Source organism: Variovorax sp. YR566 (genome assembly GCF_051992195.1).
Lineage (GTDB): Bacteria > Pseudomonadota > Gammaproteobacteria > Burkholderiales > Burkholderiaceae_C > Variovorax.
The window spans coordinates 40,136-66,869 of sequence record NZ_CP197093.1 but is presented as its reverse complement, the minus strand read 5'-3'; the positions used below and the strand labels follow the sequence as shown (position 1 = coordinate 66,869).

Sequence of the window (26,734 nt, the reverse complement as noted above, 5' to 3'; positions counted from 1 at the left end):
CGGCATCTTCATCCGCAACTCGAACCAGATCGGCGCGTTTGAGTCGGGCCTGACTTGACTGCCTATCGGCTCGGTTCGGTGCCCGCCATCGTGTTCGGCGGCGCGCCCACGGCAGCGACCGTGGGCATGGTTGCACTGCCGGTCGCGCCATTGCCCCGAGCAAAGGAAATGCGTGCGGACATGGCCACCGCCCGTGCACGACGGCAGATCCAGGTGGAGTGGTCAAGGGGATCTGCAGTTCTTCACACGGCGTCCCCGCAAATCCGATCTGCTCTGGCGCGAATGCCTGCAGCGCCACGGACTCGGCGTGGGCATGACATGGCATGCCACGCACGTCATCCCTTCATCTGCCTTGTTTCTCATGCGTCCGTCGATTCACACGGCGGACACTTGCACAGTCTGCATGGCAGTCCCGGCTCGGTGTCGATAACCTCGTGAAATCGAACCGTGACGTGGAGTACGCGTGAGCCTCAATGGAAAAGCAGTCATCATTGGTGCCTATGAGCACCCCGGCAGGGACTTGCCGGATCGTTCAGCGGCGCAGATTCACGCCGATGTCGCGTTGGGTGCTCTTGCCGATGCCGGGCTTGGATTGCAGGACGTCGATGGCTACTTCTGCAACGGCCAACTCGGGTTTGGTGCCATCTCGCTTGCAGAGTACATTGGCCTGAAGCACCTGCGCTACACCGACTCGACCTTCACGGGCGGATCCTCTTATCTCTGCCATGTCGGCCATGCGGCGCTGGCGGTGGCAAGCGGCAAGTGCCGCATTGCCTTGGTGACGCAGGGCGCACGCGTTCGCGGCATCGTGCGTGGCGCGAAGCTGCCGCCGGACACGCCGGAGTACCCCTTCGAAGCGCCTTACGGCGAAACCAACATCGGGATCTACGCACTGGCCGCGAAGCGGCACATGCACGAGTACGGAACGAGTGCGCGGCAAATGGCCGAAGTGAAGGCGGCTGCCGCGTTTCACGCCCAGTACAACCCGAACGCCATGCTGCGAAAGCCTGTCACCGTCGATGACGTGCTCGCTTCGCCGTTCGTCGCCGATCCCTTGCGCAGGCTGGATTGCTGCGTCGTCACCGACGGTGGTGGCGCGGTGATCGTCACCACCCCGGAAATTTCAGCAGGCCTGACGCGCCGATCGGTCAAGGTCCTGGGTCACGCAGAAGCGATCAAGCACACCATGGGTGGACGTCTGGATGTGACCTACACCGCAGCCGTGTGGTCGGGCCCCGCGGCATTCGAAGAGGCGTCGGTAACGCCGGCTGACATCGACTACGCATCCATCTATGACTCCTTCACGATCACGGTGCTGATGACACTCGAGGACCTGGGATTCTGCAAGAAGGGCGAGGGTGGCGCGTTTGCTGCCGACGGGGCCTTGCGAGTCGGCGGGCGTCTCCCGGTCAACACCGATGGCGGGGGTCTGTGCAACAACCACCCCGGCTATCAAGGCGGCATGGTCAAGATTATCGAGGCGGTTCGACAATTGCGCGGCGAAGCCCATCCGGAAGTGCAAGTCAAGAATTGCGAACTGGCTTTGGCGCATGGCACGGGAGGCGGTGTCTCGCGCCTGTGCAGCGCGACGCTGATACTTGGTCGAGGTGACGCATGAACAACGTTGAGCTGCCGGCGCCTGCGCCGCTGATCAGCCAGGAGGCCAAGCCATTCTGGGACGGAACCAAGGCAGGCAAGCTGATGCTGCCGCGCTGCCCCCGGTGCAGCTTCGTCATCTGGTACCCGCGGCAGTTTTGCCCGGAGTGTGGACACGACGCCGTGGAGTGGTTCGAGGCAAGCGGCCGCGGTTCGATTTACAGCTTCGCCAGTGTTCGTCGTGGCGAAGGCGCGTACCGCGAGACACAGCTCTATGTGCTCGCCTTGGTCGAGCTGCAAGAAGGCCCGCGCGTTCTGACAAACATCATCGACTGCGATCCTGCGGAACTGGAAATTGGACAGTCCGTCAGCGCAGTGTTCAGCGAGGCGGGCGATGAAGCAGCGCTGCTGCGTTTCAGGCCACTCATTACCGACAAGCACCCATGACCAAAATATTCTCCTCGCCCGAAGCCGCCGTCGCCGACATTCCCAGTGGCTCGACCATTGCGATCGCCGGCTTCGGCGTGGGACATAGTTATCCGAACAGCCTGGTGATTGCCCTGAAGGAGCAGGGCGCGCGCGAACTGTGCCTGGTCGCCAACTCGCTGGGCGCTGGCGAATATCGGCCGGAGCTGCTTCTGGAGAACGGGCAAGTCAGCAAGGTCGTTCTGTCATTCTCGGCACGGCCTGGTTTTCCTTCTCTCGTGGAGCAGCGCGCCGCGGCCGGCGAAGTGCAGCTTGAAATGGTCCCCCAGGGAATCCTCGTCGAACGCTTGCGCGCCGCCGGCGCAGGACTGCCAGCGTTCTACAGTCCCGTGACGGTGGGCACGCCATTGGAAAACGGCAAAGAGTTGCGCGAGTTCGGCGGCAAGCAGTACGTGCTCGAACAGGCACTGCCCGTCGACTATGCGTTGGTGCGAGGTTTTCGTGCGGACGCGAACGGCAACGTGGAGTTTCGCGGCAGCAGCATGCATTTCCATCCGAGCTTCGCCAAGGGCGCGCGCGTCGCCATTGTCGAAGTCGAGGAGATTGTCGATGCGGGTGTCATCCCGCCGGAGCGGGTGGGGCTGCCAGGCATCTTCGTGGCTCGCGTCGTGCTCGCCACCAAGAAGGTGGCAGTGCCAAAAGAGGCGATGAGGCGCAGAGCCCCCGACAGCCGACGCGACTACTTCGGCAAGCCAGCGCTGTCGCGGATGGAGTTCGCTCAACGCGCCGCCGCGCTGTTGCCGGAGCATGGGTATGTCAACCTGGGTTCAGGCTTGCCCACCTTGGTGGCCTCGCATATTGCAGGTCGCAGCATCATGCTGCACGCGGAGAACGGGGCACTGGGCTATGAACTGCTCGGCGACTCCGGTCTACCCGACCCTGACTTCTTCGACGCCGCGGGTGGCTTCATCGAGATGCGGGCCGGCGGGGCGTTGTTCGACAGTGTGGTGTCGTTCGAAGTGGCCCGATCAGGCAAGCTTTCTGCCGTGCTGCTGGGCGCGTACCAGGTGGCACAGAATGGCGACCTCGCCAATTGGAGCGTGCCGGGCCAGGTCGGTGGTGGCATAGGCGGCGCGATGGATCTAATCGCCGGCGCCCGCAAGCTCATCGTCGTCATGGAGCACAGCGACAGCAAGGGTCGCTCGAAGCTCGTTCGCGCGTGCGAATATCCCCTCACGGCGCCGCGGTGCGTCGACATGATCGTCACTGACCTCGCGTTGCTTGTTCGCCGCGGCGATCGATTCGTGCTCGAAGAAGTTGCGCCGGGTTTCTCCGTCGCCGAGATCCAGCAATTGACCGACATGGAACTGCTGGTCTCGGACAACGTGCGCGTCATGCAGCCCGACGCCGAACCGGTGCGATGAGTCGATCTCGGGGGAATGTGCGCGCTGAAAAATGCTGCCGAACTCGGGCAGAAACCGGCCGCCGACCTTGCCCCGACAGGCCCTGATACACAGAGCGGACAGATCGGGTGGCGTGCTTGTTCAACGCACTCACCGCACGCTATTCTTCATTCAGGCGAGTGGGTAGAGCCAAGAGTTCTCATGCCGTCCCCGGTGCGCAAACGGCATCCATTTCCAAAAACATGACAAAGAGACAAGACAATGAAGCTGCTGAGTTTTGAGGTTGGTGGGTCGCAGAGATTCGGTGTTTGGGTCGATGGCGGGGTGGTCGATTTCACAAAACGTCTCGGCGGTAAATTCCCTGATCTGCTGAGCGTTCTGCAAGCTGACGCGCTGCCCGAGATTGCTGCGGCTCTGGAAGGCGCCGTCCCGGACTTCGCCCCTGAGCGAATCACATTTCTGCCGGTGATTCCAAGGCCGCCGAAGATCATCTGCATCGGGATCAACTACGAAGAGCATCGCTCGGAAACAGAGCGCGAGCCCACGCTCAAGCCGCCGGTCTTCGGCCGTTTCGTCAACTCCCAGGTGGGCCATCTGGGCGTCATTCCATTGCCGACCGAGTCCGAAAAGCTCGATTACGAGGGTGAAATCGCCGTCATCATCGGCAAGGCCGGACGTCGCATTCCTTCGGATCAGGTCTGGAAGCACGTCGCCGGCTATGCGCCATACAACGACGCATCGGTCCGCGATTGGCAAGGCCATACGCAGCAGTGGACGCCTGGCAAGAACTTCTGGCACACCGGCGGGTTCGGGCCCTGGATGAGCACGGCGGACGAGTTCGGCGACGATCCAGTGCTTCATCTCAGCACGCGGCTCAACGGCCTCGAGGTTCAGCGCGCGACCAGCCGGCAAATGATCTTTTCGATTGCTGAGCTCATTACCTATTGCTCTACGTTCACGGCGCTCGAGCCGGGCGATGTGATCGTGACGGGAACGCCTGGCGGCGTGGGCGTGCGCCGCAAGCCCCAGTTGTTCATGAAGCACGGCGACATCGTCGAAGTCGAAATCACCGAGATTGGTGTGCTGCGCAACGTCATCGAAAACGAAGCGTAACCGCTGCACGCGCTTACTCAATCGCAAAGGACAAGGACATCATGATTATTGGAATTCTGGGCGCTGGGAAAATGGCGCAGATGCTGGTGCCGAAGCTCGTCTCGGGCGAGCATCGCGTGATCCTCAGCAACTCCAGAGGCCCCGCATCCCTGCAAGCGCTGGTGGAGAAGCTGGGGCCGGGCGTGAGCGCGATGGAATCGAGAAAGATGCTGGCCGATGCTGATCTGGTGATCCTCGCCACGCCATGGGAAAAAACCGCCGCCGCGGTCGCTGCCGCAGGTTCGTGGGCGGGGAAGGTGGTCATCGACACCACCAACAATCGCCGCGGCCCGCGTCCGGAGGATCTCATCGACATTGGCGGTCGAGGTTCCAGCGAGGTCGTTGCCGAGCTTCTTTGGGGGGCTTCTGTCGTGAAGACATTCAACTACGAACCGATTCCCGTTTTCGCCGGCGGCCTGCCGCCCGAAGGTGACAGCGGCGCGATCTTCTTCTCGGGAGACGATGCTCAAGCCAAGGAGAAAGTGGCTCAGTTGATCCGCGACATCGGCGGCGAGCCGATCGATGTGGGCTCGCTGGCCGAGGGCGGGAAATTGCATGGCATGGGCGGCCCGCTGTCGCTCAAGATGAAATTGCTGGCGCCCAAGGAAGCGAAGGCGTTGCTCGCGAAGGCTCGCCAAGTCGAGAAGTAACGAGCAGGCGCATCGAGACTGCAAGTGCGATCTTTTCGCCAAGTGTCGCAAACATCCGGCTGATCGATCAGCGCAACCTCCGCGCGGCCATGACAGACCTTATCGGCGTGCTCACTGCCCGTGTCGCGCAGGGCAGGCCACGAGCTCGCCTGCGCGACGGAGGCGCGGGCCTGCGTGTCCGAGTGATGAATGGATCTTTCATCATCGTCTGGCCGATGCGGCGCAGGGTGTTTGCATTGTGAATCTCCTCAACAATTCTTCCAGCCACCGCCGAGTGATTGGATAAGCCCCACTTTGACTGGCAGGTTTCCGATGACAACAAGTTTGCAATCACGCTGGAGCGTTCTGGGCGCGTTGTGCTTCATGATGTGGGTCGGCTTGGCCCTGCCCATCTACGGTGGCAGCGTTCTCGGCACTTACATGACCTCGGAACTGCACTGGGAGCGCAGTGCACTGGGACTTCTTATCGCTGCCAACATGACCGCCGATGGGCTGGCTGCCCCCTGGGTTGCTGCGCTGGTGACAAGAATTGGCGTGCGCCGGTGCCTGTTCATCGGCTGCATCCTGATGGGGGCCGCATCGGTCGCGCTCGCCACCTGGGTGAGCGCACCATGGCAAGCTGCGTTGGCATTCGGGGTGATGGGTTTGGCCGCTGCGTTCATCAGTGTGATTCCCTGTCAGACGGCAGCGGCCGCGTGGTTTGGTCACAGGCGCCCCTTCGTGTTGTCCGTTCTCTTTGCGGCCGTGGGCCTTGGCGGGTTCGTTTTCGTGTGGGTCATGACCGGAGCGATCCAAGGTTCGGCGATCGGCTATCGAATGGGATGCTGGGTGTTCTTCGGCTTCGCGGTGGTGGGCCTCCTGGTCGCCTTGTTCTTTGTGCGCGACAAACCGGATGCCGAAAGACTTGAAGCCTGGGAGAACGCCGACAGAGAACGCCTCTCGAAGCATCGCTCCAAGCTCAATTTTCCGCAGCCTGCCGGGCCGAGCGGGACCGGGTTGCGGGTCCGGGATGCGCTTCGCTCGCCCGCGTTGTGGGCGATCTACTTCTGCATGTTCGCCACGACCTGCGGTTCGGCCTTTGTCATTGCGCATGCGCAGGCACATTTGCGCGATCTGGGCCATTCGCCCGTGGCTGCTGCTGCGACCATCGGGATCATTTCCGCGGCGCTGGTGGCGGGCAATCTGGGAATCGGTTCGCTTGCGCAGCGAGTCGCTCCCCGGTCCGCCTATTTCGGTGCCTTGGTGCTCTTTGGACTCGGCCTTCTCACATTGGCCTACGCGACTGGCCCGGTGGGCTTGTATGGATACGCGGTCATCTATGGCGTGGGGTTCGGCGCAGTGCAGGTCGGTCCCATGGTGCTGTTAAGCAGCTACTGGAATCTCAAGGTATTTCCGATGCTCACGGCCATCGGGCTGCTCATGCAAACCGCCGGCGCCGCGCTCAGTCCTGTATTGGCCGGCATCTATTTCGATCACACAGGGCACTATGAGCCGGTCCTTGTCACGATCGTTGCCATGGTGTGTGTCTCGATGGTCTTGCTGCGCGTGATCGGTCCGCCGAAGTCCAAAGGCGTCGAAGCGCTTCCCGCTGGAAGTCATGCGGGCGTGCACGCCGACACGCATGCCGCGCGCTGAGCCCGCACACCTCCGCGAGACGGGTTATTTTTCCGAATGAACGGCGGGGCCGTCGACAAGAACAAGAAATGCAATGGACGATAAGAACGCGTTCCAGGTTGCGATCCAACGCTCCGCCGACGACAAGTGCGTGTTGGCAGCGACCATCGTCGGCACGTCGATCGAGTGGTACGACTACCTGATCTACGCTCAGTCGGCGGCGCTTATTTTCGGCGCGCTGTTCTTCGCGCCGGCCGTGCGCTCGGACCCGGACCTGGGTCAGATCTTTTCGCTGGCCACCATCGGCATCGCGTTCCTTTTCAGGCCACTGGGCGCGGTGCTCTGCGGTTACCTGGGAGACCGCTTCGGCCGACGCGCCATGCTGGTCATCACGCTCATGCTGATTGGTAGCGCCACCGGCCTGATCGGCCTGTTACCTACCTATGCCAGCATCGGCATCTGGGCGCCGATTCTCCTGAGCCTGCTGCGCATCCTGCAGGGATTTTCGGCCGGTGGCGAGTGGGGCGGCGCGGCCTTGCTGGCGGTCGAGCATGCACCGCCTTCCAGAAGAACCTCGTTCGGCGCCTTCCCGCAGGCGGGAGTACCGATCGGACTGTTGATTGCCACGGGCGCGATGCTGGCAGTAGCGGCCTCGTTCGACCCGGACCAATTGCTGGCCTACGGCTGGCGACTTCCCTTCCTGTTTTCGATCGTGCTCACCGTGGCCGGCTGGATGATCCGGCGGCACGTCGAGGAGTCACCCGTCTTCAAGGCGTTGCAGAGCCGGCGGGTCCAATCGAAGGCACCGCTGCGCGAGGTGTTCAAGTCACATTTTCGGCCGATCCTGCTATCGGCCCTGATCTGCGTGGGCAACAGCGCGGCCGGTTACCTGTTTCTGGCCTTCACGATCAGCTACGGCCAGTCGGTGCTGCATCTCCCGGCCAACCAGTTGTTGGGCTGCTCCATTGCCGCGTGCGCGCTGTGGCTGGTCTCGACTTTCGCCTCCGGCTGGATCGGCGACCGCATCGGCGCGGCTCGCACGCTGCAGCTCGGCTATGTGCTGCTGGCCTTGTGGGCAGTGCCCATGTGGCTGCTGATCGACGCGGGCACCGTCATCCATTTTCTGATCGCATTGCTGGTGTTCGCGGTGCCGCTGGGGTTGTCCTATGGGCCGCAGGCAGCGATGCTGGCAGATCTGTTTCCGGCCCGGGTGCGGTACTCGAGGATTTCGATCGGCTACGCACTGGGTTCGATCCTGGGCGGCGCCTTCGCTCCGACGATCGCGCAGGCCATCATGGTCCGCTACCACCACTCGTTCGGTGTCGGGCTCTACATCACAGCTCTCGCGCTGATTTCGCTGGCAGCAGTGACGGTAGCGAAGTCGCGCCGCTGCCAATTGGGGGACCCGATCCAATGAGTGCCAATCACAAAGTTCTCGTGGGGCTTGTTGTCCCTGGATCGCGGCCTTCCCTTGCGGACGTTGAAGCCCGCCTCATGGCGGAGCGGGGCCGCGTGTCATTGCTCTACCAAGTCCTGCTCAACAGCGCTCCGATTGCCTGTGGGTGGGAGCGCATGCTGACGGCCGTTCGCAACCAGACAGGTGTGTCGGCTGCATTGCGTGAACTCATCATTTTGCGAGTCGCTGTGCTCAACGGAGCCCCCTTCGAATTCGAGGCGCATGCGCCGATTGCCTTGCGTGAGGGTGTGAGCGAGCACAAGATAGCAGCGGTGTCGGAGAGCGCCATCGCGAAGATCTTCGACGCAGATGAGCGCCTAGTGCTCGAACTGACGGATTCGATGACGCGTGACATCGCCGTGCCGAATGAGCTGATCCTCGAGCTCAAGCGGCGCTACGACGACGAGCGGCTGGTGGAACTCGTGGCCACCGTGGCGGCCTACAACATGGTGTCGCGCTTCCTGGTGGCGCTCCGCATCGAGCACTAGTTGTGAAGCGTCAAGAGGTTATTTCTTGACGCGTTGCGTCCCGACATGGGCGCGATGCCGCCGATGCCGGTGTGCGGGCGATGCCAGTTGCAGTGGTGCCGCCGGCTTGCCAGGGCATTGCTTCGATGCGCTGAGTTCTGGTGGGTCCAGCCGCAGCCCCGCTCACACAACGCGGAATGCATGAACCTCTGGGCTTTGCCGTTGGTCTGCGGCCACTGGGGCCGCGTGAAGCTGTGCTTGATGCCGAACTCGATGCAGGTTGCCTTGAACTCGCACGAGCGCAGCACCGGGCCGTTGCCCATCGACAGGCGCTGCACAGTGATACCCCAGCGGATGCAGCAGGCCACCGCATTGCGCAGGCACAGGATTGCCTGTGCCTGCTTCTGGTCGGGGCATGGTGCATGGCGGTAAATGCCAGCCATGCGTGGTCATGGGAGCAAGCGAGGTTCCTCTCGATGGCTCCGGTCGCCGTGCCTCCGATACACCCTGCGGACACGGGCTGGGAAAGACCACCGCCTCTTAGACCCGCCCGTTAGACTGAGTCTCGTCTCAATCGAGACGTTTGAAAATTTGCCGGCGGTCGCGTTGATTCGAGAACGAAGTCACGATGGCCGGATACCGCATGCGGCCATGTGTCGCAGTGCAACCACCTGAAAGAGAGTAGCGATGACGATCGTCACAGTGAGCAAGAGCGTCAAACTGAAAGCCGGCGCGCCGGAAGTTTGGAGATTTGTGAAGGACTTTGCCGGCTTCGCTTCCTGGCAGCCTCACATCAATTCGGTCGAGATGCTTCCGAATGGTGATCGGAAGGTGTTCTTCAAGCGTGGCAACACCATGCTTGATCGCATCAAGGTCCTCGATGATGAGAAGATGACCTTGACCTACGAGCTCGTGCCAGGTCAGGAGACACCTCCCGGAGCCCCACCGATCAAGAGCCTCGACGCAACGTTTGTAGTGGGCGCCGACGGTTCGGGGTCTGAAGTGACCTACACCATCGAGGCTGACGTTCCTCCACCCATGGTGGAGATGGCGCCGAAGGGCATCGGCGGGGATGTCGACGGCGCATTGGCGGGTTTGTCGACAAAATTCGGTAGTTAAAAACGCCAGCGTGAAAACCTCCGCAGCCGCCTCTTTGGCTGCGGAGAGCAACGTCCCTTCTCCGGAAGATCCGCCAGCGCATCCTCAACAGTTTGCGATCAGGCGGGTGGCCACCCGACAGTATTCAATCGCGTATTCCCCGTTCGCCAACCGGGCTCAGGGACGCGTGAGATCTCCATCTTCCATCGCGTCGCTGACGAGTCGATCTTCCTTCTGCTCGATCGGGCGGTGCGCTGAGCTGAACTGAACTGAACTGAACTGAACTGAACTGAACTGAACTGAACTGAACTGAACTGAACTGAACTTCCCTTCGGCGCGGCGGCGCTTTGTGAACGCCTTGTGCCCCCGGAGACTGACAGCACGCAGTTCCAGCGCCCAGCCGTTGCCGCCCACGCTCTCATTCGTCGTTGCGACCGGCCCAGTCCAATGGCAGTTGCCAAACCGCGTCTCTTCGACGGGTACCGGTACACGGGCCGGACAGAAGGAATGGCGTGCTTGTTCGTACGTCTCCTCGCGCGCTAATCTTGGTTTCCAAGGGCTGGCTTGACTGATGCCTTCCACACATGCCTTGCGTGCAGACGATATGGAAGCGAAGGCACTGTTTTGCACGATCACGTTCCAAGCGACAAACCTGCGCTGTTTCCTCACCATGCGCTGCGGAGAAAAATATGATTGACCAACTCAACTTTCGTGAAGCGATGTCTCGGCTCGTCGGAGCGGTGACCGTCATCACCACGGATGGCCCAGCCGGAACGGGCGGCTTCACGGCATCTGCGGTGTGCAGTGTGACGGACGATCCACCGATGCTGGTGGTCTGTATGAACCGCAACAGTCGGCAGCACAACGTGTTCAGCCGCAATGGCGTGCTGTGCGTCAATGTGCTGACGGCGGATCAGGAGAAGATATCGAGGACCTTTTCGGGGGCAGCCACGGTTCAGGAGCGTTTCCAGGTGGACCGGTGGAGCGTGCTGGAGACGGGCGCCCCCGCGCTGCAGAACGCTTTGGTGAATTTCGATACCCGCATCGTCCAGACCATCGAGGCAGGAACTCACAGTATTTTCCTCTGCGGCATCGTCACGGTACGGATCGAGTCGGAAGACCATCCAGGCTTGGCTTACTACGGTCGCAAGTACCACCCTGTTGGCGCCGCCCGATGCCTGTCGCAGCTGTGAGGCCGACGTGGCGTGGTTTCAAGCGGCCGGACCGGCGGGGCGAGCTGAACTGACACGCCTGCTGGGTCTTCGCGAATGAGAGGGTTCATGATTTCACGAAGCCCTTCTCGGCATGCGCTGCGCTTCAAACTGCAACTCTGCCAAGACATCCGATCTGGTGTTCTCACGCGACGCGAGGCTCAGAAGATGTACAGCCTTCCTGCGAACCTCATTCAACTGTGGCTGACGTTGTTTGATCGCGGGAGCGGAAGAGGGCCCAGCGGGTGACGCTGTTGGTACCGACGCCGCCGTGGACGGCGCGCGGAAAGTTGCTGTCTGCACGCAGATGCGTGCGCTGAATGGGCAGCGAAACGACTTGCGTCGCAGGCAGAGTCAATCCTAGGGAAATCCGGCTGTACGGTCGCGCGTCGCCTGGGTAATCTTGGCGACCGGAGGCGGAACCGGGCTGGTCATTGCTCTTCGCTCTTCGCGAGCAGGGCTTCCGGCTCAACCGCCGTTGTCCTGATGCCTGTTTCAGCTCGACCGCTAGACCCGACGTTACCTGGGAAGACGCTCTCATGACCTACAAGAGAATTTGCTCGTTGGACCGCGGGCTCAAAGTTCTTGAGTTTCTCAACACGGTCCGTGCCTCTACCGCGCACGAGATTGCAACAGAGCTCAAGCTCCCGCGACCTACCGTGTACCGGATCCTGGAAACATTGGAGGACCACGGACTGCTCTACCGCAGTGTCTCGGACAGCGTGTTTCGCTTGACCAATGCCGTGCGTCACCTGAGCGAAGGATTCATCGATGAAGAATGGATTCGCACGCTCGGGGCACCGCTGCTGCAACGTCTGGGCGAGAAGGTGCTATGGCCAACCGATCTCGCGACATTTGAGGATGATGCGATGGTCATCCGGGAAAGCACGCACAGCTTCAGCCCCTTTTCAGTCGACGTGGGCATGATCGGTCGCAAGCGCCATCTCCTGAAGAGTCCGCTTGGGCGGGCGTATCTTGCGTTCTGTCCCGAGGAAGAGAGACAGGAGATTCTGACTTCACTGCGAGGTTCGCAGGATCCGGACAACGCATTGAGCCGTGACGAGGCCTTTCTGGAGAAGATGATCAGCAGTTCGCGCGCCAACGGGTACAGCAACTGCCGGGAGCTGGAGCACGTCAAGTGCGCCAGCATCGCTGTGCCCGTCATGCTCAACCAGCGCGTGATCGCCTGCATCAACATCGTTTGGGTCGCGGCGACCATCGACTACGACGAGGTGGTGACGCGTTACCTGCCAGAGCTCATGCAGACCAAGCTGGACATGGAAGCCGGGCTGATCAAGATGAACTTCGAGTGCTCGCAATCCTGATCGCGATGCCACTCAGGCAGGCCCGCTCGCACGGGCTCTGTACCGAGTCGGTCGTTGTGACATCGCGAGATCACCGGCCTTCGGCAGGGCGAGTCCGCACGGACTTCTTCAAACCGAGGTGTGGATGCCGGTTCATGCTTGAAGCGTGACATGGCGTGATCCCCGTGATGGACCGATCTGCCGATCGAGCGGATGCGCTGACGGGTCCTTCAGAAGGCGGCCATGTCATCCCGCGGCCACAGGCCGGGAGCTCGGCGATGACGATCAAGGCCAGGGACATACGGGGCGACCGCTGCCAGACCTTCGGCGGTTTCGCACGACACCTTTCCAGGTTCTTCGACTCGCACATACACAGGTCGGACAGCCATCAACCGAATCTTGTTGCTCCTGCACAAGGGGGCTACCGTACGGGCTCAGAGTAGCTATGCACAGACTGCACAGGAGACACCATGGTCAGTACGCTTGAAGAGAAAAAGATTGCCAATCAGCTATCGCCGCCGGAACCGGGCCTCACTTCCGGGGAACTGATTGCGCGTGCGGTGGCACTGCGCGACGCATTGCGCGAGGAGCAGGCCGCCGCAGAAGAGCGGGGAACGTATTCGCCAGAGATGCATGCGGCGTTCGAGAGAGCCGGGTTCTATCGAACCTTGCAGCCGCGCCGCTATGGCGGATACGAGTTCGGGGTGCCGATCTTTGCGCAGATGGTGATGGAGGTCGCACGCGGCTGTCCGGGAAGTGCTTGGTGTCTGTGCCTGGCATCCGGACATTCGCTCAATGTGGCGCAGCTGTTCGGCGAGCGCGCGCAGGCTGAGGCCTTCGGTCCGGATGGGCACTTTGCAGCGGCGGCGCGGGCAATTCCTTCGGGGACGGCGACCCGAGCCGACGGCGGTTGGCGCGTGGAAGGAACCTGGGACTATTGCTCCGGGGTGCCATATTCGACGCACGTGATGGTGGGCGTGCGAATCGTCGAGGAGGGTGCACCGCCGCAGGCCGCGGTGGCGCTGGTGCCGCGTGACCAGTGGACGATGCTGGACAACTGGGGTGGCTTCATCGGCATGCGTGCCAGCGGTTCCAACAGCGTGCAGATGCAAGGCGCCTGGATCCCGGACCACTTCCTGGTGAGGGAGGACTTCTTTGCTCCGAACATCTCCCAAGGGACAGAGGGTGCGCGACTGCATGGCAATCCCATGTACGCGGGCGGCACGCTCGGTTTCTTCCAGACCGAGATCAGCTCGATCATTGTGGGATTGGGGTATGCGGCACTCGACGAATACGAGAGCATCGTGACAGTGCGCAAGGCCTTCGGTCCCAACGCCGCGCTTCAATCCCAAACCCCTGATTACCAACGCCCCTACGGGATCGCGCTCGGCAAGCTGGAAGCGGCGCGTCACGCGGTGCTCGGTGCGGCCCAGGAATATATGGACCTCGCGCGCCTAGCGATGGAAGGAAAACGCACCTACCTGCGGTCGGATGACATGCGCCTCCAGGCGGGGATGCAGCAGGCGGCGCAACTGTCGTTCGAGGCAGTCGACATGCTGTATCGCGCGGCTGCGACCAGTGCATCGGCGAAGAACGGGACGCGGATGCAGCGCTATTTCCGCGACATCTCGATGGCACGCACCAATCCGGGATTGCAGTTCGAACTGAAGGCGGCGGACCTGGCCAAGCAGCTGTTCGCGGAACACGCGCAGTCCCAAGCGGGTAGTAAGCAGTGATGATCGATGTAGCGCAAGCCAGCGGTCGGCAGAGATCGCAAGCGGCATCGACAGTCGCCGGCGCAATCCCGGTTCCCGAGGTCCATCTCACCCCGCAGGAAATGATCCGCCGTGCCACGGCGATGCGTCAGACGCTGCGTGATCGTCAAGCGGCCACCGAGGCGGCAGGTCGCATCCTGGCGGAGACCAACGACGAATTTGTCAAGGCGGGGTTCTACCGCGTGGTACAGCCGCGCCGATTCGGGGGCTACGAGTTCGATCTGCCGACCTACATCAATGTCATGAGCGAAGTATCACGCGGCTGCCCTTCGAGCGGCTGGGTACTCGCCCTGACCTCAGGGCACCCGATCATTCTGGCGGACCATCCTGAGCAAGCCCAGATCGAAGCCTACGGGAGCGACGGAGAGTATCGATGCCCGTCTCTGGGTGCGCCCGTGCCCCTGCAGCGGGTGCCGGGCGGCTATGTGGTGTCGGGCTTCTGGGACTACGCCTCGGGTTGCGACGTCGCAACTCATGTCATGGTGAGCGGGCTGATCCCTCAGGAAGGCGCAGCGCCCAAGCCGGTGCTCATGCTGGTCGATCGCAAGGACTACACCATCATCGACAACTGGAAGATGCTGGGCATGCAAGGCACCGGGTCGCGCCGCGTGGCCGTCGAGAACCTCTTCGTGCCCGAGCATCGAGTGGCCCCAATCGCGATGTGGGTGGGGTCCGACGGCGTGAAAGTGCATCCCAACCCGATGTACAACGGACGCAAGGCAGCCTTTTTCATGATCGAAGGCGGCGCTGTACTGATGGGGTCCGCGCGCGGCATGTTCGATCTGTATGACGAACTGCTGCGAAACAAGTCGATGCGCTTCGCGCCAAAGACGAAGCTCATGGAACACCATGAGTTTCAGCACTACTTCGGTGTGGCTCAGGCTTTGCTGGACAACGCTGATGCGGCACTTCTCAGGGCGGCGCAGGACTATATGGCTGCCTGCACGGCACAGACGGAGCGGGGAGTCGACTTCTCCGAGGAAGAAGACCGGCGGATATTCCTGATGGTGCAGCAGGCCACTCGTCTCGCGTTCGAGGCGGTGGATCGCATCTTCACGACGGCAGGGACCCAGACCGGACAAAGCGCATCGATGCTCGGGCGCTATTACCGCGACATCTCGGTGCAGCGCACGCACTTCACCCAGCAGATGGACCGCACCGCCGTGAACTTTGCGCGACTGCACTTCGGCTTCGCGCCCCTGTCGCCGTTCTGATGAAAGCGATCATGTCCTCCGACGAGACGCTCTCTCGCATCCGGGAAGATTTCAAACGCCGGCGTGGCTACTGGAACGACGAATGGGAGCGGCTGCTGCATATCAGCCCATCGTATGTAGCGGCATATCTGGAGTTGTCCGCTTATACGGCTGAACGCGGCGGCCTCTCGCCCAAGACGCGCGAGTTGATCTACGTGGCGACCAACTGCTCGCCCACGCATTTTTTCGAGCGCGGCGTGCGGCAGCATGCGCGGTTTGCCCGGACATTCGGGGCCTCACTCGAGGAGCTGATTGCAGTGGCCATGATTGTCAGTACCGTCGGAATACAGACGTACCTGCTCGGGGCAGCTGCGCTCGAGGAACTTGTGCCGGGCGCCCTGTCCGCCAGCGACCACAAGGCCTATGCCCGGACGGTACATCAGAAGCACCTGCAGCTGCTCGGTACAGCGTTGCCGCAGGTCGATGCAGCCATCCGCGTGGATCCCGCGTTCTACGAAGTGTGGCTGGACTTCGCCGCGGCAGCTCTTGGCACGCAAGGTCCGCTTTCGCGCAAGGACAGCCATCTCATCGCCCTGGCCGCATACGCGATGTGCACGCAGCTGTCGGGCCCCGGGGTGCGACAGCATATGCGCGCTGCGCTCGACAACGGCGCCAGCCCCGACGAGATCATGGATGTGTGCAAGTTGATCACGAGCATGGGCGTGCACGCGGTCGTGCTGCCCGTGCCAGTGATGGTCGACGAATGGGAGAGGCAATCTTGAGCACGACACCTGTTCGCTACAGCGCCGATGGTCTCACCTTCTACAGTCAGCTTGCATGTCCCGATGTGCAAGGCAAGGTGCCCGGCATTCTGATTTTCCCCGAAGCCCCCGGGGTCGGCCCGCATGTTATACGCCGTGCGGCTGCCCTGGCGCAGATGAACTACGTCGCACTTGCGGCGGACGTGCATGGGGATGGCACGGTCTTCGATGACCCGAAGATGATGCTCAAGAGCATCGATCTGCTGAAAGGCCAACCGGAGCGGCTGTACCAGCGTCTGCAGGCGGGCCTGCAAGCGCTCGCCGAAGTTCCGCAGGTGGATCCGGATCGACTGGCGGTGATCGGTTATTGCTTTGGCGGTTGGTGCGCATTGGAGCTGGCCCGCAATGGCGCAGCGCTTCGCGGTGTGGGTGTCTTCCACGGTGCCTTGAGTTCGTCGCAGGAAGAAAGCGCAGGCCGGATTCGCGCAAAGGTGCTGGTCTGCACCGGAGCGTCCGATCCCCTGGTACCTCTCGAACAAGTCACGGGGTTCAGCGACGAGATGTCAGCCGCGGGGATTGATTGGCAAGTGCACCTCTATGGCGGGACCGGCCACGGTTTCACCAGCCCGGAAGCGGGGAGCAATCCACGTCCGGGCTTCGGCTACTCGGCTTCGTCCGACCGTCGCTCTTGGGCGGAATTGCTCCAATTTCTCACTGAGATCTTTTGACATCGGAATGAATGATGGAATTTGAAAACAAGACAGTCCTCATCACCGGGGCAGCAACCGGTATCGGGCGCGCAACCGCCAGGGAATTGGCCCGACTAGGGAGCCGTCTCGTCATCGCGGACCTCAATGGCGAAAAGGCCCAGGAGGCGGCGTCCTCGATTCAGGCCGACGGCGGCGAAGCGATGGGCATGCACTGCGACGTCACCCGGGACGACGATATCGCGGCGTTGATGAAGGCGGTCGTTGCAAAGTACGGTCACGTTGACCTGCTCATCAACAACGCCTCGATGCCGCCCATCGCCGGAAGAATTGAAGATATCCCGTTTGATGCGTGGGAGATCGCACTTCAGGTGAACGTACTTGGCTATGTGCGCATGATTCGCGCGGTGCTTCCGAAGATGATGGAGCGCGGCAGCGGCTACCTAGTCAACACCGCATCATCGCTTGCCATTCTTCCGGACCCCCCCACACGTTTTCAGATTCCCTATACGACAACCAAAGGCGCGCAACTCGCGATGAGCTACGGCATGGCGCACGCGCTGCGTCCACATGGCGTGCGGGTGTCTGTCTTCTGCCCCAGCATCACGGCTACTTCTGACCGTCCCGGCGGCCAAAGCGTGACGACGTCGGGCACGGCTATCCCGAGCATCGCGGAGTTTCTCGATGGCGTCGACCCTCGGCGCGGCAAGCCCGCCACTGCGGAGTTTGCAGCGTCCGTGTTGATCGAAGGCCTGTGCCAAGAGAAGTTCCTGATTAGTTCGCAAGTGGGCTATGAGGAGCAGATCGTGGGGTTTGCGCAAGCCGGCCTCGACCCCCTCGCATTGATCACTCGCGGAGGTACCTGACCATGGCACGTGTGCGTTATCTCGACAAAGAAGATCTGGCGCCTGAGTACCAGGACATGCCGCGCATGAAATCCAACATCACGCGCGCTCTTGCCAACAGTCCGCGAGGCGCCCGGCACAAGGCCGGCCTTGGGATGTACCTTCGACACGAAAGCAGGCTCAATCCACGCTTGCGCGAGCTGGCGATCCTGCAGGTGGGGTACGCGACGGGCAGCGCATACGAATACGCCCACCATGTCGACGTTGCGCTGTCGTTTGGCGTCAGCGAGGCGGACATCCTGGCCATCGCCGCCGACAGCGCCGGGCGGGATTCGGCGCTCGAGCCGCTCGCGCGTGCTGTCCTGCGCGCTGCACGCGAAATGACGGTGCAGCTGACCTTGAGTGACGAGACCTTCGCCATCTTGAGCGAAGCGCTCGATGCCGAGTCGCTCATCGATCTGTTGATCGCCATCGGCGAATACAACGGCATGGTCCGAATCATGGCAGCGCTCCAGGTCGATCTGGAGCCGGAATTCGCGACATATCTGGAGCGGTTTCCGCTTCCCACCCATGCGCTCGATGCGCGGAACCATTGACGGAGGGCGACGACCATGGACCTGGGACACGTCGGTGTTCATGTGCGGGATTTTGAGGCCATGCTTGGCTTCTATCAGCGCGTTTTCGGTTTTGTCATCAGCGACATCAAGCGCGGCGAGGAGCGCTCGATCGCTTTTTTGACCTCGCAGCCTGAGATCCATCACCAGTTCGTACTCGCCAGTGGGAGGGCGCCCGACGATCGGTCGCGCGTCATCAATCAGATCTCCTTTCGCGTGTCGAGCCTCGCCGAGTTGAAGTGCGTTGGCGAGGCCATCAAGAAAGAGGCGGTGGAGGATGTCGACATCATCACCCATGGCACCGCCTGGGCGATCTACTTTCGCGATCCGGAAGGCAATCGGATGGAGGCCTTTGTCGACACGCCGTGGTACATCGATCAGCCTTTTCGCGCACCCATCGATCTGGACCAGCCCGACGATGTAGTGCGCAAGGACACCGAGGCCCTGTGCCGTGCGCGGCCCGGTTTTCAAAGCATTGAGGACTATCAGCGCAAGCTCGCCGCTCGCTTCGATTCGGCAAAGGCCAAATGACCATGTCCCAGGTGGATGTCGATGTCGCCATCGTGGGCTGCGGCCCTGTCGGAGCGACGCTTGCCAATCTGTTGGGCATCGCAGGCTTGTCCGTCACGGTCGTCGAGCGCCATACCGGGCCCTACAGCTTGCCGCGCGCGACGCACATCGATGGCGAAGCGATGCGGGTCTTGCAAACAGCTGGGCTCGCTCAAGAAGTGGCTGCGACATTGGGCGTGCATCCACGGATGCAGTTCATCAATGCGCAAGGTCGTTTGCTGATCGACTGGTCTCGTCCGACGCAGCCAGGCCCCACCGGCTGGCGCGACAGCAATCGCTTTCATCAGCCGCAGCTCGAGGCGATCCTTCGCCATGGCCTGGAGCGCTTTCCGGGCCATACGATGCTCTCGGGCTGTGAGATCGACGGCATCGACGAGGACGAGAACGGGGTCGTCGCTCGCTACGCGCATCTGGCAGACGGGACGCGTGGCGAAGTGCGCGCGCGTTACATCGTCGGCTGTGACGGCGCGAATTCACAGGTCCGCGGATGGATCGGGTCTGCAGTCGAGGTGCATGCAGATCCAGCGCAGTGGCTGGTGGTGGATGTTCTGCTCGCTGAGCCGGTGTCGACGCTGGCGTCAGGCACCGTGCAGATTTGCGATCCGGCGCGGCCCATCACGAGCATCGAATGCGTTGGGGGCCGGCACCGCTGGGAAATCAAATTGATACCCGGCGACAACGCCGCGACCTTTGCCGATCCCGAGAATGTGTGGCAGAAGCTCAAACCGTGGCTGACGCCGCAGCAGGCGCGCATCGAGCGCGCTGTTGTCTATACGTTTCGCGCTGCGATCGCGCAGAGCTGGCGCCGCGGCCGCGTTCTTCTCGGCGGTGATGCTGCGCACCAGACACCGCCGTTCCTCGGCCAGGGGCTGTGTGCGGGCATTCGCGATGCCGCAAATCTTGCGTGGAAGCTTCAATGGGTACTGAAGGGGCTGGCGGCGCAGTCGCTCCTCGTCAGCTATCAACAAGAGCAATCGTCTCATGTGCGCGCCTTCATCCGGGAGGCGGTGCGCATTGGAGATATTCTCCAGGTGACAGATCCGGATGCCGCAGTACGGCGCGATCAGGAACTCGTTGAGCGTCCGCAGATGCTGACATCGATCCGCCCGAGTCTTGGTCCGGGTCTGCATGCGAACTGGCCGGCTCCGGCTGGAACACTCTCGCAACAGCCGGTGCTGTCCGACGGACGCCGCATGGACGATGTGGCAGGCTTGCGCTTCGTGGTCCTCGGTTCGCGCGAGATCCTGGATGGCGTTCCACCTGCAACTCGCGAGGTCTGGCGGCGCGCGGATGCATTGATCTTGCCTGACGAAGGCACGGCGTATTTGGCGCAGTTGGGTTTCCGGTGTGTGATCGTTCGCCCTGATCGCTACATTCTGGCGGCCGCGAACAGCGCAGCGGAGCTTGCTGCTGCGAGTGCATTGATTCCTTTGATGCGCGATTGAACGGAGAGCCTATGAGCATGCCACCTGTGACGATGTCGAGCACCCATTCCCGAGGAGGTGGCTACGGCTGGCGCATGCGCCTTGGCATGTTGCTGCCATCCAGCAATCCGGTGGGCGAACCGGAGATCGCCGCCATGTTGCCGCCGGGTATGTCCCTGCACACGACTCGCTTGAAATTGGCGGGCAGCAGTGCGGAGGAGCTTCTCGCCATGACAGAGAAAGTCGAAGAGGGCGCAAGCCTCCTTGCCGACGCTGGCGTGGACCTGATCGCTTTCAATTGCACAGCAGTGTCCACTTTTGATGCGGCCATGGCCGAGAGCATTCGGGTGCGCATCAGTGCCGCAAGCGGGGTGCCTGCGATCAGCACTGCCGACGGCATCCTGGCAGGGTTCAAAGCATGCGGTGCCAAGCGCGTCGTGCTGGTGACGCCCTACATCGACGCCATCAATGAGCGGGAAATTGTCTTCCTTGCGCGCCACGGCATCGAAGTCGTGAGCCACAGCGGACGTGGACTTGCCGAGGGGCAGGGCATGGCTTCGATCGAGCCTGGAGAGTGGTACCGGCGTGCACTGGCGCTGCGGAACGATCGCGCCGACGCATATTTCTTGAGCTGCACGGCGATACGGGTGCTGCCCATCATCGAGGCGCTCGAGCGGGATCTGGGTAGGCTGGTGCTGACGAGCAATCAGGCACTCGTGTGGCACGCGCTGCGCACGTCCGGTTTTCGTGATGCCGCACCGGGACTCGGTTCGCTGTTTCAGTTCTAGCTCCACATGGCGGAGAGTTGCGTGAGGTGCAGGCGCGGCGCCCATGACGCAAGACCATGTTCGATTTCCCACACCACTGCCTCCTCAAGGAGTGGCTGCTTGTTCACGGACCATGGAGCGGGCCAGGTGGATTGACCATCGCAAGCGTCTGGCGAATGCATCTTGACGGCGGGTAGGATCTGTCCGCCTGGCTTCAAGGGCTCACGATTCAAGCGGCGCGGTGGGCTCAGTTCTACTTCGGCGCGGACAGGGCATGCGCCTCTCTGGTCCGAAGTTGGCACTGAAGGATGCCTTGTCCATCCCGTCCGAGCCGATCGTGCGAGGCTCGATACAGGTCGGGGGCGATGGCGTGGCTTCGATACTGCTGGCCGACCACCAGACCACCGGCGGATACTCAAAGATCGCCACGGTGTTGTCCTCGGATCTCGATGGCTTGTCCCAGCTTCGACCGCGCGACAGCCTGAGCTTCCAGGCCGTGGACGCATTGGAGGCGATCCGGTTGGTGCGATCAGATGCGCCGCTGAGAAGTCGATTCCCGAAAGAGATTGCAAGACCGTTGGGCCGTCTGCAAAGCCGGTTGATGAGAGAGAACCTGATCAGCGGGTTTGTTCTGGCGTAGTGCGGGGGTGTTGGAGTATTCCCCAAGGCAGCTGAGCACCTTGGTGCATCTTGAATCGGCAGACTAGGATTGAGAGGGCTGTTTAGACGGCCGCGACCCGATGGAGCCATTGGGCTTGCTGCAGCCGACGACCGGTGCGAGCGAGGCAGACGATCGTCTGGCGGAGTTTCTGGAACGATTCGCCGAAGGGGCCCACGGCGCCGTCTGAGGCGCCCCCGCGGCAATCGACGGATGGGCGTCTAGCGATTGGGCATGCAGCTTGAAAACGCCACCCTGCGCCGCCGGGGACTTGGCTCGATGCTGCTGTTGCGAGGGCCTTGTCCGATGTCGCCGGCGAACCATCGAAAGATGTTGGCGCGGTTTCTCCACCCGTCGCTGAATCGCACGAAAAGAAAGCCCTGCTCTGCGTTGCCGAGCGCGTCGACGGGTATGCCGGCGGCGCGCAAGGCCATGATCTCGGCGTCGATAGCCATGTCGGATGGCAGCTTCAAGGTGATCGTTGCGTTGTGGATGGGGTGCCTGGGCATCGTTTCGCTTCCGTCAAACTTCCCGAAGGCGCAGTTGACCTGAAGAGAGCTTCTTCGGGGATCCCGCATTTATAGGATGCACAAGCGACAGCCTATGGGACGGCTCGCGATAACACCGCCCGCTCCAGCAGTCCTCTCAGAAAGACCCAGGGAAAAATTCCCCTGTCGTGCCCGTCGTTGAACACGAATTGAACTCCGTAGGCACCGACCGGCAGGATGTCCGTTACGCACAGTCCGGCGGCGGGCTGCAGGTCTTCGGCGTCGTCGGCGCGTGGGGGCGCGCGCAGCGCCTTGCAGTCCGCGCAGGGGCAGTTCGAACGCAGCAGCTGGTAGCTGGCGACATGCTGCGCACCATCCGCCCAGCAGAACTCCAGCGCGGCGCGTGCGCGGTGATCGACGATGGACTCAGGCGCCATGCGAGGTCGCCGGACGGGCACCGATCTGGGCGATGGCCAGCCGCACGGACTTGCGCACTTCGGGATCAGGATCATGGGCGGCGTGTTCGAGGCCGGGGAGGGCAGCGGCATCGCCGATCTCGCCCAGCGCCAATGCGGCCTCCTTGCGAAGATTGCTGATGCTGTGGCTCAGCGCTGCAAGCAAGGGCGCGACGCCCTCGGTGCTGCGCAGGCGGCCGAGGCTGCGCGCCGCGCGCAGGCGAACCTGCCAGTAAGCGTCGTCCAGCGCGACCAGCAGTGCCGCGGCCGCCGCGGGCTGCTGCAGCTTGCCGAGCGCGGTGGCCGCTTCTTCGCGCACTTGCCAGCTTGCGTCGCGCAGCGCGGTTTCCAGTGCGCCGCTGGCGTCGGTGTCGCCGGCCGCGAATGCCAGCGCACCCACGGCCGCACGGCGGATTTCGTCCACGGGATCGGAGACTGCGAGCGCGGCCAGGGCCGGCAGCGCGGCTGCGTGCTTCAGATAGCCAAGCACCCCGATGGCTTCGCGGCGCAGGGCCACGGCACCGATGGCGTCATCGGCGGAACTTGCTTCCTGCAGCACCGCCAGCGCAGGTGCGGCGCTGGCCGGCACGCGCAGCTCGCGCAGCGCACGCAGCACGGCGGCGCGCACGCGTGCCGGCCCGGCGCCTGCGTGCGGCAGCAACCAGGCGGCCGATGCCGGGTCCTTCAGTTCGCCCAGGCTGTGGGCGGCGGCCTCGCGCACCTGCGCATCGGGATCGTCGAGCGCCTGGGCCAGCCCTTCGACGGCAGGCTGGTTCTCCATGGTTTCGAGCGCCAACGCGGCGGCGGCGCGCACGGTGGGCGCCTCGTCGCGCAGCGCCGCGACCAGCAGCGGCGTGTGCGCCTCATCGGCCAGGTCGCCAAGGTCCATCACGGCGATGCGGCGCACTTCGGCGTCGGGCGAGTCCAGCCGTCCGGCAATGGCCTGCAATTCGGGATCGTCGAGGAGGGCGGGGTTCATTTTTCTTTCAGATGGCGAAGCGCAGCTGTGCGGCGGTGGGCGCACCAAGCGGCGTGAGGCGTTCCAGCGGCGCGCTGGCGGCTGCATGCGGATGCAGCAGCTGCAGGCAACGCCGCTTGAGCGCGGTGAATTCGGAAGAGGTGACCAGCGACGGGTCGCGCGGCCGGGCGAAGTCGAGTGCGAACTCCGCGACGATGCGGCCGGGCCTGGGCCCCATCACGAGCACGCGGTCGCCGAGGAACAGCGCCTCGTCGATGTCGTGCGTGATGAAGACGATGGTGGTGCGCACGCGCGCCCAGGCATCGAGCAGCTGGCGCTGCATCATGAGCCGGGTCTGGGCGTCGAGCGCGCCGAAGGGCTCGTCCATCAGCATCACGCGCGGATGGTTGATGAGCACCCGCGCAATCTCCGCACGCTGCTGCATGCCACCCGACAGCTGCGAGGGATAAAAGCCGGCGAAGTCGTCCAGACCGACGAGCCGCAGCATCTCGTGCGCTCTCGCGTGGCGCTCGCGCCGGCCGACGCCCTGCATCTTCAAGCCGAAAGCGACGTTGTCCAGCACCTTCTTCCAGGGAAAGAGCGTGTGGTGCTGGAAGACGAGGCCGCGGTCCGGGTGCGGTCCGCGCACCGGCTCGCCGTCCACGTGGATGACCCCGCCCGCGGGTGTCAGATGGCCGGCCAGCGCACCCAGCAGCGTCGACTTGCCGCACCCCGAAGGGCCGAGCAGGCAGACGAATTCGCCGGGCTCGACATGCAGCGTGATGTCCTGCACCGCATCGAAGGCCTGCGCGCCCTGGCCCAGGCGCACCCGCAGGTCGTCGATGGCGATGCGGCCGGTTTGCACATCGGCCTTCATGCGCGTTTCTCCTGCACCGCGCGCCAAGGCATGAGCGCTTGGCCGATCCAGCGCACCAGCGCGCTGCTGCCCATGCCGAGCACACCGATGAAGAGCATGCCGACCACGATGTCGGCGTAGTTCTGGATCGTGTACGACATCCACGTGTAGTAGCCGATGCCGAACTGGCCCGAGATCATCTCGGCCGTGACCAGGCAGAACCATGCCGTGCCCATGCCGATGGCAAGACCCGTGACGACGCTCGGCAGCGCGCCGGGCAGGATCACCTCGCGGAACACCGCGAGACGGCCGGCACCCAGGCTGCGCGCCGAGGCGACAAGGCGCGCATCCACCGCCTCCACGCCGTGCACGGTGTTGAGCAGCACCGGAAACAGCGCACCGACGAAGGTGATGAACACCATCGACGCCTCCGACGACGGAAACATCAGGATGGCCAGCGGGATCCACGCCACGGCGGGAATCGGCCGCAGCACTTCGAGCGGCGGCAGCAGCGTGTCTTCGGCCCAGCGCGCGCGGCCGATCGCCAGGCCCAGCACCACGCCCGCCACGGCTGCGAGTCCGAAGCCGATGAACACGCGACGCAGGCTCGCCGACAGATGCTGCAGGAGCAGCGGCGATTGCACCAGCGACCAGGCCGACTCGGCCACTTCGCGCGGCGGCGGAACGTTCTGGAAGGTTATGAAGCCCAGGTTCACGCGCTGGCGCGTGGCGAGGTGCCATGCAAGCACGCACAGGAGCAGCGCAGCGATGCGCAGGGTCGAGCGCGGCAGGTTGCCGTTGAAGAAGCTGGCCATGGTGAAGTTCGCGGAACGAAAAAGGCGTCAGCCGGCCAGCGCGGCGCGCACGCCGGCAAAGTCCGCCACCTTGCCGCCGTTCTTCGCGGCCCAGCCCTCAGCTTGGTCCTTGAGCAGGAAGGCATCGACCTCGCCCTTGGCGCCGAGCACGAACCATGCGTCGGCGGCGAGCAGCTTGTTGCCGCTGCTTCGGTCCTGCGCGTAGACCACGCGTGCCTTCTTGCCGGCCTTCTCCAGCTTCTGCAGGTCGCCGAAGGCGCTCTCGGGCGAGGCGTAGTGCCGCACCAGCGGCTCGCCGGCCACCCAGATCTGGGCCACGCGGCCCACGTCGGTGATCGGCGTGCCCGTGACGGCATCCTTGGCCACCAGCGGTGCGCGGGCGTAGTTCTTCAATTGCCTGTCGTAGTCCAGGCCCGCTTCCTGGAAGGCGGCGCGGATATAGCCGTCCTGCACGAAGGCATTAGCGTCGATGTCGTTGTCGGTGCGTTTCAGCAGGCGCAGCGTGTCGAGCGAGGTCTTCACCGCCTGGCGGTACTCGGGCTTCCAGCTCAGGTCACGCGTCTGCAGGCCGAGCGGGCCGTGGAACAGGTAGTTCACCTCCGCCTCGATGCCGGTGATCTTGGCGATCAGCTCGCTGTACTTCTCGGGTTCCGCGGCCACGAGGCGGTCGGCCTCCAGCGCCGCACGCAGGTAGGCGGTGACGACCTCGGGGTATTTCTTCGCATACTCCTCGTCGACCAGGCTGCCGTGGAAAGTGGGCGCGTTCGCCTGCGAGCCGTCGTAGATCTTGCGGGCGAAGCCGCGGTACGGAAAGAGTTCGGCAAAAGGCACGAAGTCCGCATGCGCCTCGACCTTGCCGGCCTGCAGCGCAGGGCCCGCCACTTCGGGCGCCTGGGTGGTGATGTTCACGTCCTTCAGCGGGTCCCAGCCTTGCGCCTGGATCGCGCGCAGCAACATGCCGTGCGAGGTCGATGCGAAGGGCACCGAGATGGTCTTGCCCTTGAGTTCGACCAGCGACTGCACCTTCGAATCCTTGGGCACGACGATGCCGTTGCCGCTGCCCGTGGTGCTGCCCGAGAGCACGGTGATGAAGATGCTCTTGCGCCCCGCCTTTTGGAAGGCCGCGCCGTTGAAGCTGCCCGGAAAGTCGGCCATCGAGCCGAGGTCCAGCTTGCCGGCGACCATCTCGTTGGTCAGCGGCGCGCCGGAGGTGAAGTTCTTCCACTCGATCTGGTACTGCGCGTCCTTGTACTTGCCGGTGCGCGGAAGGTATTTCTCCAGCAGCTTCAGCTCGCGGATCAGCAGGCCGCCGGTGGCGCAGTTGATGGTGGTGTCCTGCGTGCCGATGGCGATGCGGATGGTCTCGGCCTGCGCGGTGGGCAGCGCCAGCAGCAGGCCAAGGGTTGCGCCCCACAGGGACAGGATTCTCTGGGTCTTCATCGTGGTTGCTCCGGGTTGAAATGTGGCGGCT

The 26,734-nt window shown here is 63.1% G+C and carries 28 protein-coding genes and 1 pseudogene; 22 read left to right on the top strand and 7 right to left on the bottom strand.

The features are described 5' to 3' along the window. The first annotated feature begins 463 nt into the window (after positions 1 to 463). The 8 genes from ACTG4X_RS34385 to ACTG4X_RS34350 all read left to right on the top strand — a co-directional run bounded on the left by ACTG4X_RS34385 (position 464) and on the right by ACTG4X_RS34350 (position 8,785). Positions 464 to 1,618 (top strand): thiolase domain-containing protein, encoded by a 1,155-nt coding sequence (locus ACTG4X_RS34385; protein WP_440534561.1) that lies wholly within the window; start codon positions 464 to 466, stop codon positions 1,616 to 1,618. After that, on the top strand, positions 1,615 to 2,043 hold the full coding sequence (locus tag ACTG4X_RS34380) for a Zn-ribbon domain-containing OB-fold protein (RefSeq protein ID WP_440534560.1): 429 nt from the start codon (positions 1,615 to 1,617) through the stop codon (positions 2,041 to 2,043). The genes ACTG4X_RS34385 and ACTG4X_RS34380 overlap by 4 nt, the downstream gene beginning before the upstream one ends. Then, positions 2,040 to 3,446: a 3-oxoacid CoA-transferase gene (locus tag ACTG4X_RS34375; RefSeq protein ID WP_440534559.1), complete on the top strand. Its 1,407-nt coding sequence runs from the start codon at positions 2,040 to 2,042 to the stop codon at positions 3,444 to 3,446. Before ACTG4X_RS34380 ends, ACTG4X_RS34375 begins: the two co-directional genes overlap by 4 nt. A 240-nt stretch (positions 3,447 to 3,686) precedes the next feature. Beyond that, positions 3,687 to 4,538 carry a fumarylacetoacetate hydrolase family protein gene (locus ACTG4X_RS34370; RefSeq protein ID WP_440534558.1) on the top strand — a complete coding sequence of 284 codons (852 nt, stop codon included), beginning with the start codon at positions 3,687 to 3,689 and terminating at the stop codon, positions 4,536 to 4,538. A gap of 41 nt (positions 4,539 to 4,579) precedes the next feature. Continuing rightward, positions 4,580 to 5,227: an NADPH-dependent F420 reductase gene (locus tag ACTG4X_RS34365; RefSeq protein ID WP_440534557.1), complete on the top strand. Its 648-nt coding sequence runs from the start codon at positions 4,580 to 4,582 to the stop codon at positions 5,225 to 5,227. Positions 5,228 to 5,539: 312 nt separating this feature from the next. After that, positions 5,540 to 6,862 carry an MFS transporter gene (locus ACTG4X_RS34360; RefSeq protein ID WP_440534556.1) on the top strand — a complete coding sequence of 441 codons (1,323 nt, stop codon included), beginning with the start codon at positions 5,540 to 5,542 and terminating at the stop codon, positions 6,860 to 6,862. A 73-nt stretch (positions 6,863 to 6,935) separates the two neighbouring features. Further along, the gene (locus ACTG4X_RS34355) at positions 6,936 to 8,258 is read left to right on the top strand and encodes an MFS transporter (protein WP_440534555.1); all 1,323 of its coding nucleotides are present in this window, start codon (positions 6,936 to 6,938) and stop codon (positions 8,256 to 8,258) included. Then, positions 8,255 to 8,785: a carboxymuconolactone decarboxylase family protein gene (locus ACTG4X_RS34350; protein ID WP_440534554.1), complete on the top strand. Its 531-nt coding sequence runs from the start codon at positions 8,255 to 8,257 to the stop codon at positions 8,783 to 8,785. The genes ACTG4X_RS34355 and ACTG4X_RS34350 overlap by 4 nt, the downstream gene beginning before the upstream one ends. Here ACTG4X_RS34350 and ACTG4X_RS34345 read toward each other — a convergent pair. Continuing rightward, positions 8,782 to 9,207 (bottom strand): integrase core domain-containing protein, encoded by a 426-nt coding sequence (locus tag ACTG4X_RS34345; RefSeq protein WP_440534553.1) that lies wholly within the window; start codon positions 9,205 to 9,207, stop codon positions 8,782 to 8,784. The two genes, ACTG4X_RS34350 and ACTG4X_RS34345, sit on opposite strands and share 4 nt — an antisense overlap. Positions 9,208 to 9,451: 244 nt before the next feature. On the opposite strand from ACTG4X_RS34345, the gene ACTG4X_RS34340 reads away from it, so the two are divergent. After that, positions 9,452 to 9,883, top strand: coding sequence for an SRPBCC family protein (locus tag ACTG4X_RS34340; RefSeq protein ID WP_440534552.1), 432 nt, complete (start codon positions 9,452 to 9,454; stop codon positions 9,881 to 9,883). Between the two features lie 156 nt (positions 9,884 to 10,039). Here ACTG4X_RS34340 and ACTG4X_RS34335 read toward each other — a convergent pair whose 3' ends face one another. Then, the gene (locus ACTG4X_RS34335) at positions 10,040 to 10,492 is read right to left on the bottom strand and encodes a hypothetical protein (protein ID WP_440534551.1); all 453 of its coding nucleotides are present in this window, start codon (positions 10,490 to 10,492) and stop codon (positions 10,040 to 10,042) included. Positions 10,493 to 10,551: 59 nt separating this feature from the next. On the opposite strand from ACTG4X_RS34335, the gene ACTG4X_RS34330 reads away from it, so the two are divergent. From ACTG4X_RS34330 to ACTG4X_RS34270, 13 genes and pseudogenes are all read left to right on the top strand, one after another. Next, the gene (locus ACTG4X_RS34330) at positions 10,552 to 11,055 is read left to right on the top strand and encodes a flavin reductase (protein ID WP_440534550.1); all 504 of its coding nucleotides are present in this window, start codon (positions 10,552 to 10,554) and stop codon (positions 11,053 to 11,055) included. Positions 11,056 to 11,612: 557 nt separating this feature from the next. Further along, positions 11,613 to 12,398: a helix-turn-helix domain-containing protein gene (locus ACTG4X_RS34325; RefSeq protein WP_440534549.1), complete on the top strand. Its 786-nt coding sequence runs from the start codon at positions 11,613 to 11,615 to the stop codon at positions 12,396 to 12,398. A 449-nt stretch (positions 12,399 to 12,847) separates the two neighbouring features. Next, positions 12,848 to 14,113 (top strand): acyl-CoA dehydrogenase family protein, encoded by a 1,266-nt coding sequence (locus ACTG4X_RS34320; RefSeq protein WP_440534548.1) that lies wholly within the window; start codon positions 12,848 to 12,850, stop codon positions 14,111 to 14,113. Next, a complete protein-coding gene (locus ACTG4X_RS34315; RefSeq protein WP_440534677.1) occupies positions 14,113 to 15,366 on the top strand; it encodes an acyl-CoA dehydrogenase family protein in 1,254 nt (417 codons plus the stop codon). Before ACTG4X_RS34320 ends, ACTG4X_RS34315 begins: the two co-directional genes overlap by 1 nt. An 11-nt stretch (positions 15,367 to 15,377) precedes the next feature. Then, complete coding sequence (locus ACTG4X_RS34310; RefSeq protein WP_440534547.1) at positions 15,378 to 16,127, top strand: carboxymuconolactone decarboxylase family protein; 750 nt, start codon at positions 15,378 to 15,380, stop codon at positions 16,125 to 16,127. Further along, complete coding sequence (locus ACTG4X_RS34305; RefSeq protein WP_440534546.1) at positions 16,124 to 16,834, top strand: dienelactone hydrolase family protein; 711 nt, start codon at positions 16,124 to 16,126, stop codon at positions 16,832 to 16,834. The genes ACTG4X_RS34310 and ACTG4X_RS34305 overlap by 4 nt, the downstream gene beginning before the upstream one ends. A 14-nt stretch (positions 16,835 to 16,848) precedes the next feature. Further along, complete coding sequence (locus ACTG4X_RS34300) at positions 16,849 to 17,679, top strand: SDR family NAD(P)-dependent oxidoreductase (RefSeq protein ID WP_440534545.1); 831 nt, start codon at positions 16,849 to 16,851, stop codon at positions 17,677 to 17,679. A 2-nt stretch (positions 17,680 to 17,681) separates the two neighbouring features. After that, positions 17,682 to 18,254: a carboxymuconolactone decarboxylase family protein gene (locus tag ACTG4X_RS34295; protein WP_440534544.1), complete on the top strand. Its 573-nt coding sequence runs from the start codon at positions 17,682 to 17,684 to the stop codon at positions 18,252 to 18,254. 15 nt (positions 18,255 to 18,269) lie between these two features. Then, positions 18,270 to 18,803, top strand: coding sequence for a VOC family protein (locus ACTG4X_RS34290; protein WP_440534543.1), 534 nt, complete (start codon positions 18,270 to 18,272; stop codon positions 18,801 to 18,803). Next, the gene (gene mhpA, locus ACTG4X_RS34285) at positions 18,800 to 20,287 is read left to right on the top strand and encodes a bifunctional 3-(3-hydroxy-phenyl)propionate/3-hydroxycinnamic acid hydroxylase MhpA (RefSeq protein ID WP_440534542.1); all 1,488 of its coding nucleotides are present in this window, start codon (positions 18,800 to 18,802) and stop codon (positions 20,285 to 20,287) included. Before ACTG4X_RS34290 ends, mhpA begins: the two co-directional genes overlap by 4 nt. Before the next feature lie 11 nt (positions 20,288 to 20,298). Then, positions 20,299 to 21,054, top strand: a complete 756-nt coding sequence (locus tag ACTG4X_RS34280; RefSeq protein ID WP_440534541.1) for a maleate cis-trans isomerase family protein — start codon at positions 20,299 to 20,301, stop codon at positions 21,052 to 21,054. A 250-nt stretch (positions 21,055 to 21,304) separates the two neighbouring features. After that, positions 21,305 to 21,673, top strand: a pseudogene (locus ACTG4X_RS34275) (biotin-dependent carboxyltransferase family protein); the annotation flags it as partial. 252 nt (positions 21,674 to 21,925) lie between these two features. Then, positions 21,926 to 22,243 carry a hypothetical protein gene (locus tag ACTG4X_RS34270; protein ID WP_440534540.1) on the top strand — a complete coding sequence of 106 codons (318 nt, stop codon included), beginning with the start codon at positions 21,926 to 21,928 and terminating at the stop codon, positions 22,241 to 22,243. Positions 22,244 to 22,292: 49 nt separating this feature from the next. Here the strand turns inward: ACTG4X_RS34270 and ACTG4X_RS34265 are convergent, their stop codons facing one another. The 5 genes from ACTG4X_RS34265 to ACTG4X_RS34245 are packed head-to-tail and all read right to left on the bottom strand — an operon-like array spanning position 22,293 to position 26,703. Continuing rightward, entirely contained in the window at positions 22,293 to 22,616 is a 324-nt protein-coding gene (locus ACTG4X_RS34265) for a gamma-butyrobetaine hydroxylase-like domain-containing protein (protein WP_440534539.1), read from the bottom strand. Beyond that, the gene (locus ACTG4X_RS34260) at positions 22,606 to 23,613 is read right to left on the bottom strand and encodes a HEAT repeat domain-containing protein (protein ID WP_440534538.1); all 1,008 of its coding nucleotides are present in this window, start codon (positions 23,611 to 23,613) and stop codon (positions 22,606 to 22,608) included. The genes ACTG4X_RS34265 and ACTG4X_RS34260 overlap by 11 nt, the downstream gene beginning before the upstream one ends. A gap of 7 nt (positions 23,614 to 23,620) precedes the next feature. After that, complete coding sequence (locus ACTG4X_RS34255; RefSeq protein ID WP_440534537.1) at positions 23,621 to 24,469, bottom strand: ABC transporter ATP-binding protein; 849 nt, start codon at positions 24,467 to 24,469, stop codon at positions 23,621 to 23,623. After that, complete coding sequence (locus ACTG4X_RS34250) at positions 24,466 to 25,263, bottom strand: ABC transporter permease (protein ID WP_440534536.1); 798 nt, start codon at positions 25,261 to 25,263, stop codon at positions 24,466 to 24,468. Before ACTG4X_RS34250 ends, ACTG4X_RS34255 begins: the two co-directional genes overlap by 4 nt. Before the next feature lie 27 nt (positions 25,264 to 25,290). Continuing rightward, entirely contained in the window at positions 25,291 to 26,703 is a 1,413-nt protein-coding gene (locus tag ACTG4X_RS34245) for an ABC transporter substrate-binding protein (RefSeq protein ID WP_440534535.1), read from the bottom strand. Between the last annotated feature and the right edge of the window lie 31 nt (positions 26,704 to 26,734).

Coding starts and splice junctions, on each gene's coding strand:
- ACTG4X_RS34255 (WP_440534537.1), bottom strand. CDS start 24,469: ATGAAGGCCGATGTGCAAACCGGCCGCATCGCCATCGACGACCTGCGG.
- ACTG4X_RS34280 (WP_440534541.1), top strand. CDS start 20,299: ATGAGCATGCCACCTGTGACGATGTCGAGCACCCATTCCCGAGGAGGT.
- ACTG4X_RS34265 (WP_440534539.1), bottom strand. CDS start 22,616: ATGGCGCCTGAGTCCATCGTCGATCACCGCGCACGCGCCGCGCTGGAG.
- ACTG4X_RS34340 (WP_440534552.1), top strand. CDS start 9,452: ATGACGATCGTCACAGTGAGCAAGAGCGTCAAACTGAAAGCCGGCGCG.
- ACTG4X_RS34380 (WP_440534560.1), top strand. CDS start 1,615: ATGAACAACGTTGAGCTGCCGGCGCCTGCGCCGCTGATCAGCCAGGAG.
- ACTG4X_RS34260 (WP_440534538.1), bottom strand. CDS start 23,613: ATGAACCCCGCCCTCCTCGACGATCCCGAATTGCAGGCCATTGCCGGA.
- ACTG4X_RS34375 (WP_440534559.1), top strand. CDS start 2,040: ATGACCAAAATATTCTCCTCGCCCGAAGCCGCCGTCGCCGACATTCCC.
- ACTG4X_RS34370 (WP_440534558.1), top strand. CDS start 3,687: ATGAAGCTGCTGAGTTTTGAGGTTGGTGGGTCGCAGAGATTCGGTGTT.
- ACTG4X_RS34360 (WP_440534556.1), top strand. CDS start 5,540: ATGACAACAAGTTTGCAATCACGCTGGAGCGTTCTGGGCGCGTTGTGC.
- ACTG4X_RS34350 (WP_440534554.1), top strand. CDS start 8,255: ATGAGTGCCAATCACAAAGTTCTCGTGGGGCTTGTTGTCCCTGGATCG.
- ACTG4X_RS34365 (WP_440534557.1), top strand. CDS start 4,580: ATGATTATTGGAATTCTGGGCGCTGGGAAAATGGCGCAGATGCTGGTG.
- mhpA (WP_440534542.1), top strand. CDS start 18,800: ATGACCATGTCCCAGGTGGATGTCGATGTCGCCATCGTGGGCTGCGGC.
- ACTG4X_RS34330 (WP_440534550.1), top strand. CDS start 10,552: ATGATTGACCAACTCAACTTTCGTGAAGCGATGTCTCGGCTCGTCGGA.
- ACTG4X_RS34320 (WP_440534548.1), top strand. CDS start 12,848: ATGGTCAGTACGCTTGAAGAGAAAAAGATTGCCAATCAGCTATCGCCG.
- ACTG4X_RS34290 (WP_440534543.1), top strand. CDS start 18,270: ATGGACCTGGGACACGTCGGTGTTCATGTGCGGGATTTTGAGGCCATG.
- ACTG4X_RS34250 (WP_440534536.1), bottom strand. CDS start 25,263: ATGGCCAGCTTCTTCAACGGCAACCTGCCGCGCTCGACCCTGCGCATC.
- ACTG4X_RS34310 (WP_440534547.1), top strand. CDS start 15,378: ATGTCCTCCGACGAGACGCTCTCTCGCATCCGGGAAGATTTCAAACGC.
- ACTG4X_RS34300 (WP_440534545.1), top strand. CDS start 16,849: ATGGAATTTGAAAACAAGACAGTCCTCATCACCGGGGCAGCAACCGGT.
- ACTG4X_RS34295 (WP_440534544.1), top strand. CDS start 17,682: ATGGCACGTGTGCGTTATCTCGACAAAGAAGATCTGGCGCCTGAGTAC.
- ACTG4X_RS34325 (WP_440534549.1), top strand. CDS start 11,613: ATGACCTACAAGAGAATTTGCTCGTTGGACCGCGGGCTCAAAGTTCTT.
- ACTG4X_RS34355 (WP_440534555.1), top strand. CDS start 6,936: ATGGACGATAAGAACGCGTTCCAGGTTGCGATCCAACGCTCCGCCGAC.
- ACTG4X_RS34245 (WP_440534535.1), bottom strand. CDS start 26,703: ATGAAGACCCAGAGAATCCTGTCCCTGTGGGGCGCAACCCTTGGCCTG.
- ACTG4X_RS34345 (WP_440534553.1), bottom strand. CDS start 9,207: ATGGCTGGCATTTACCGCCATGCACCATGCCCCGACCAGAAGCAGGCA.
- ACTG4X_RS34315 (WP_440534677.1), top strand. CDS start 14,113: ATGATCGATGTAGCGCAAGCCAGCGGTCGGCAGAGATCGCAAGCGGCA.
- ACTG4X_RS34270 (WP_440534540.1), top strand. CDS start 21,926: ATGCAGCTTGAAAACGCCACCCTGCGCCGCCGGGGACTTGGCTCGATG.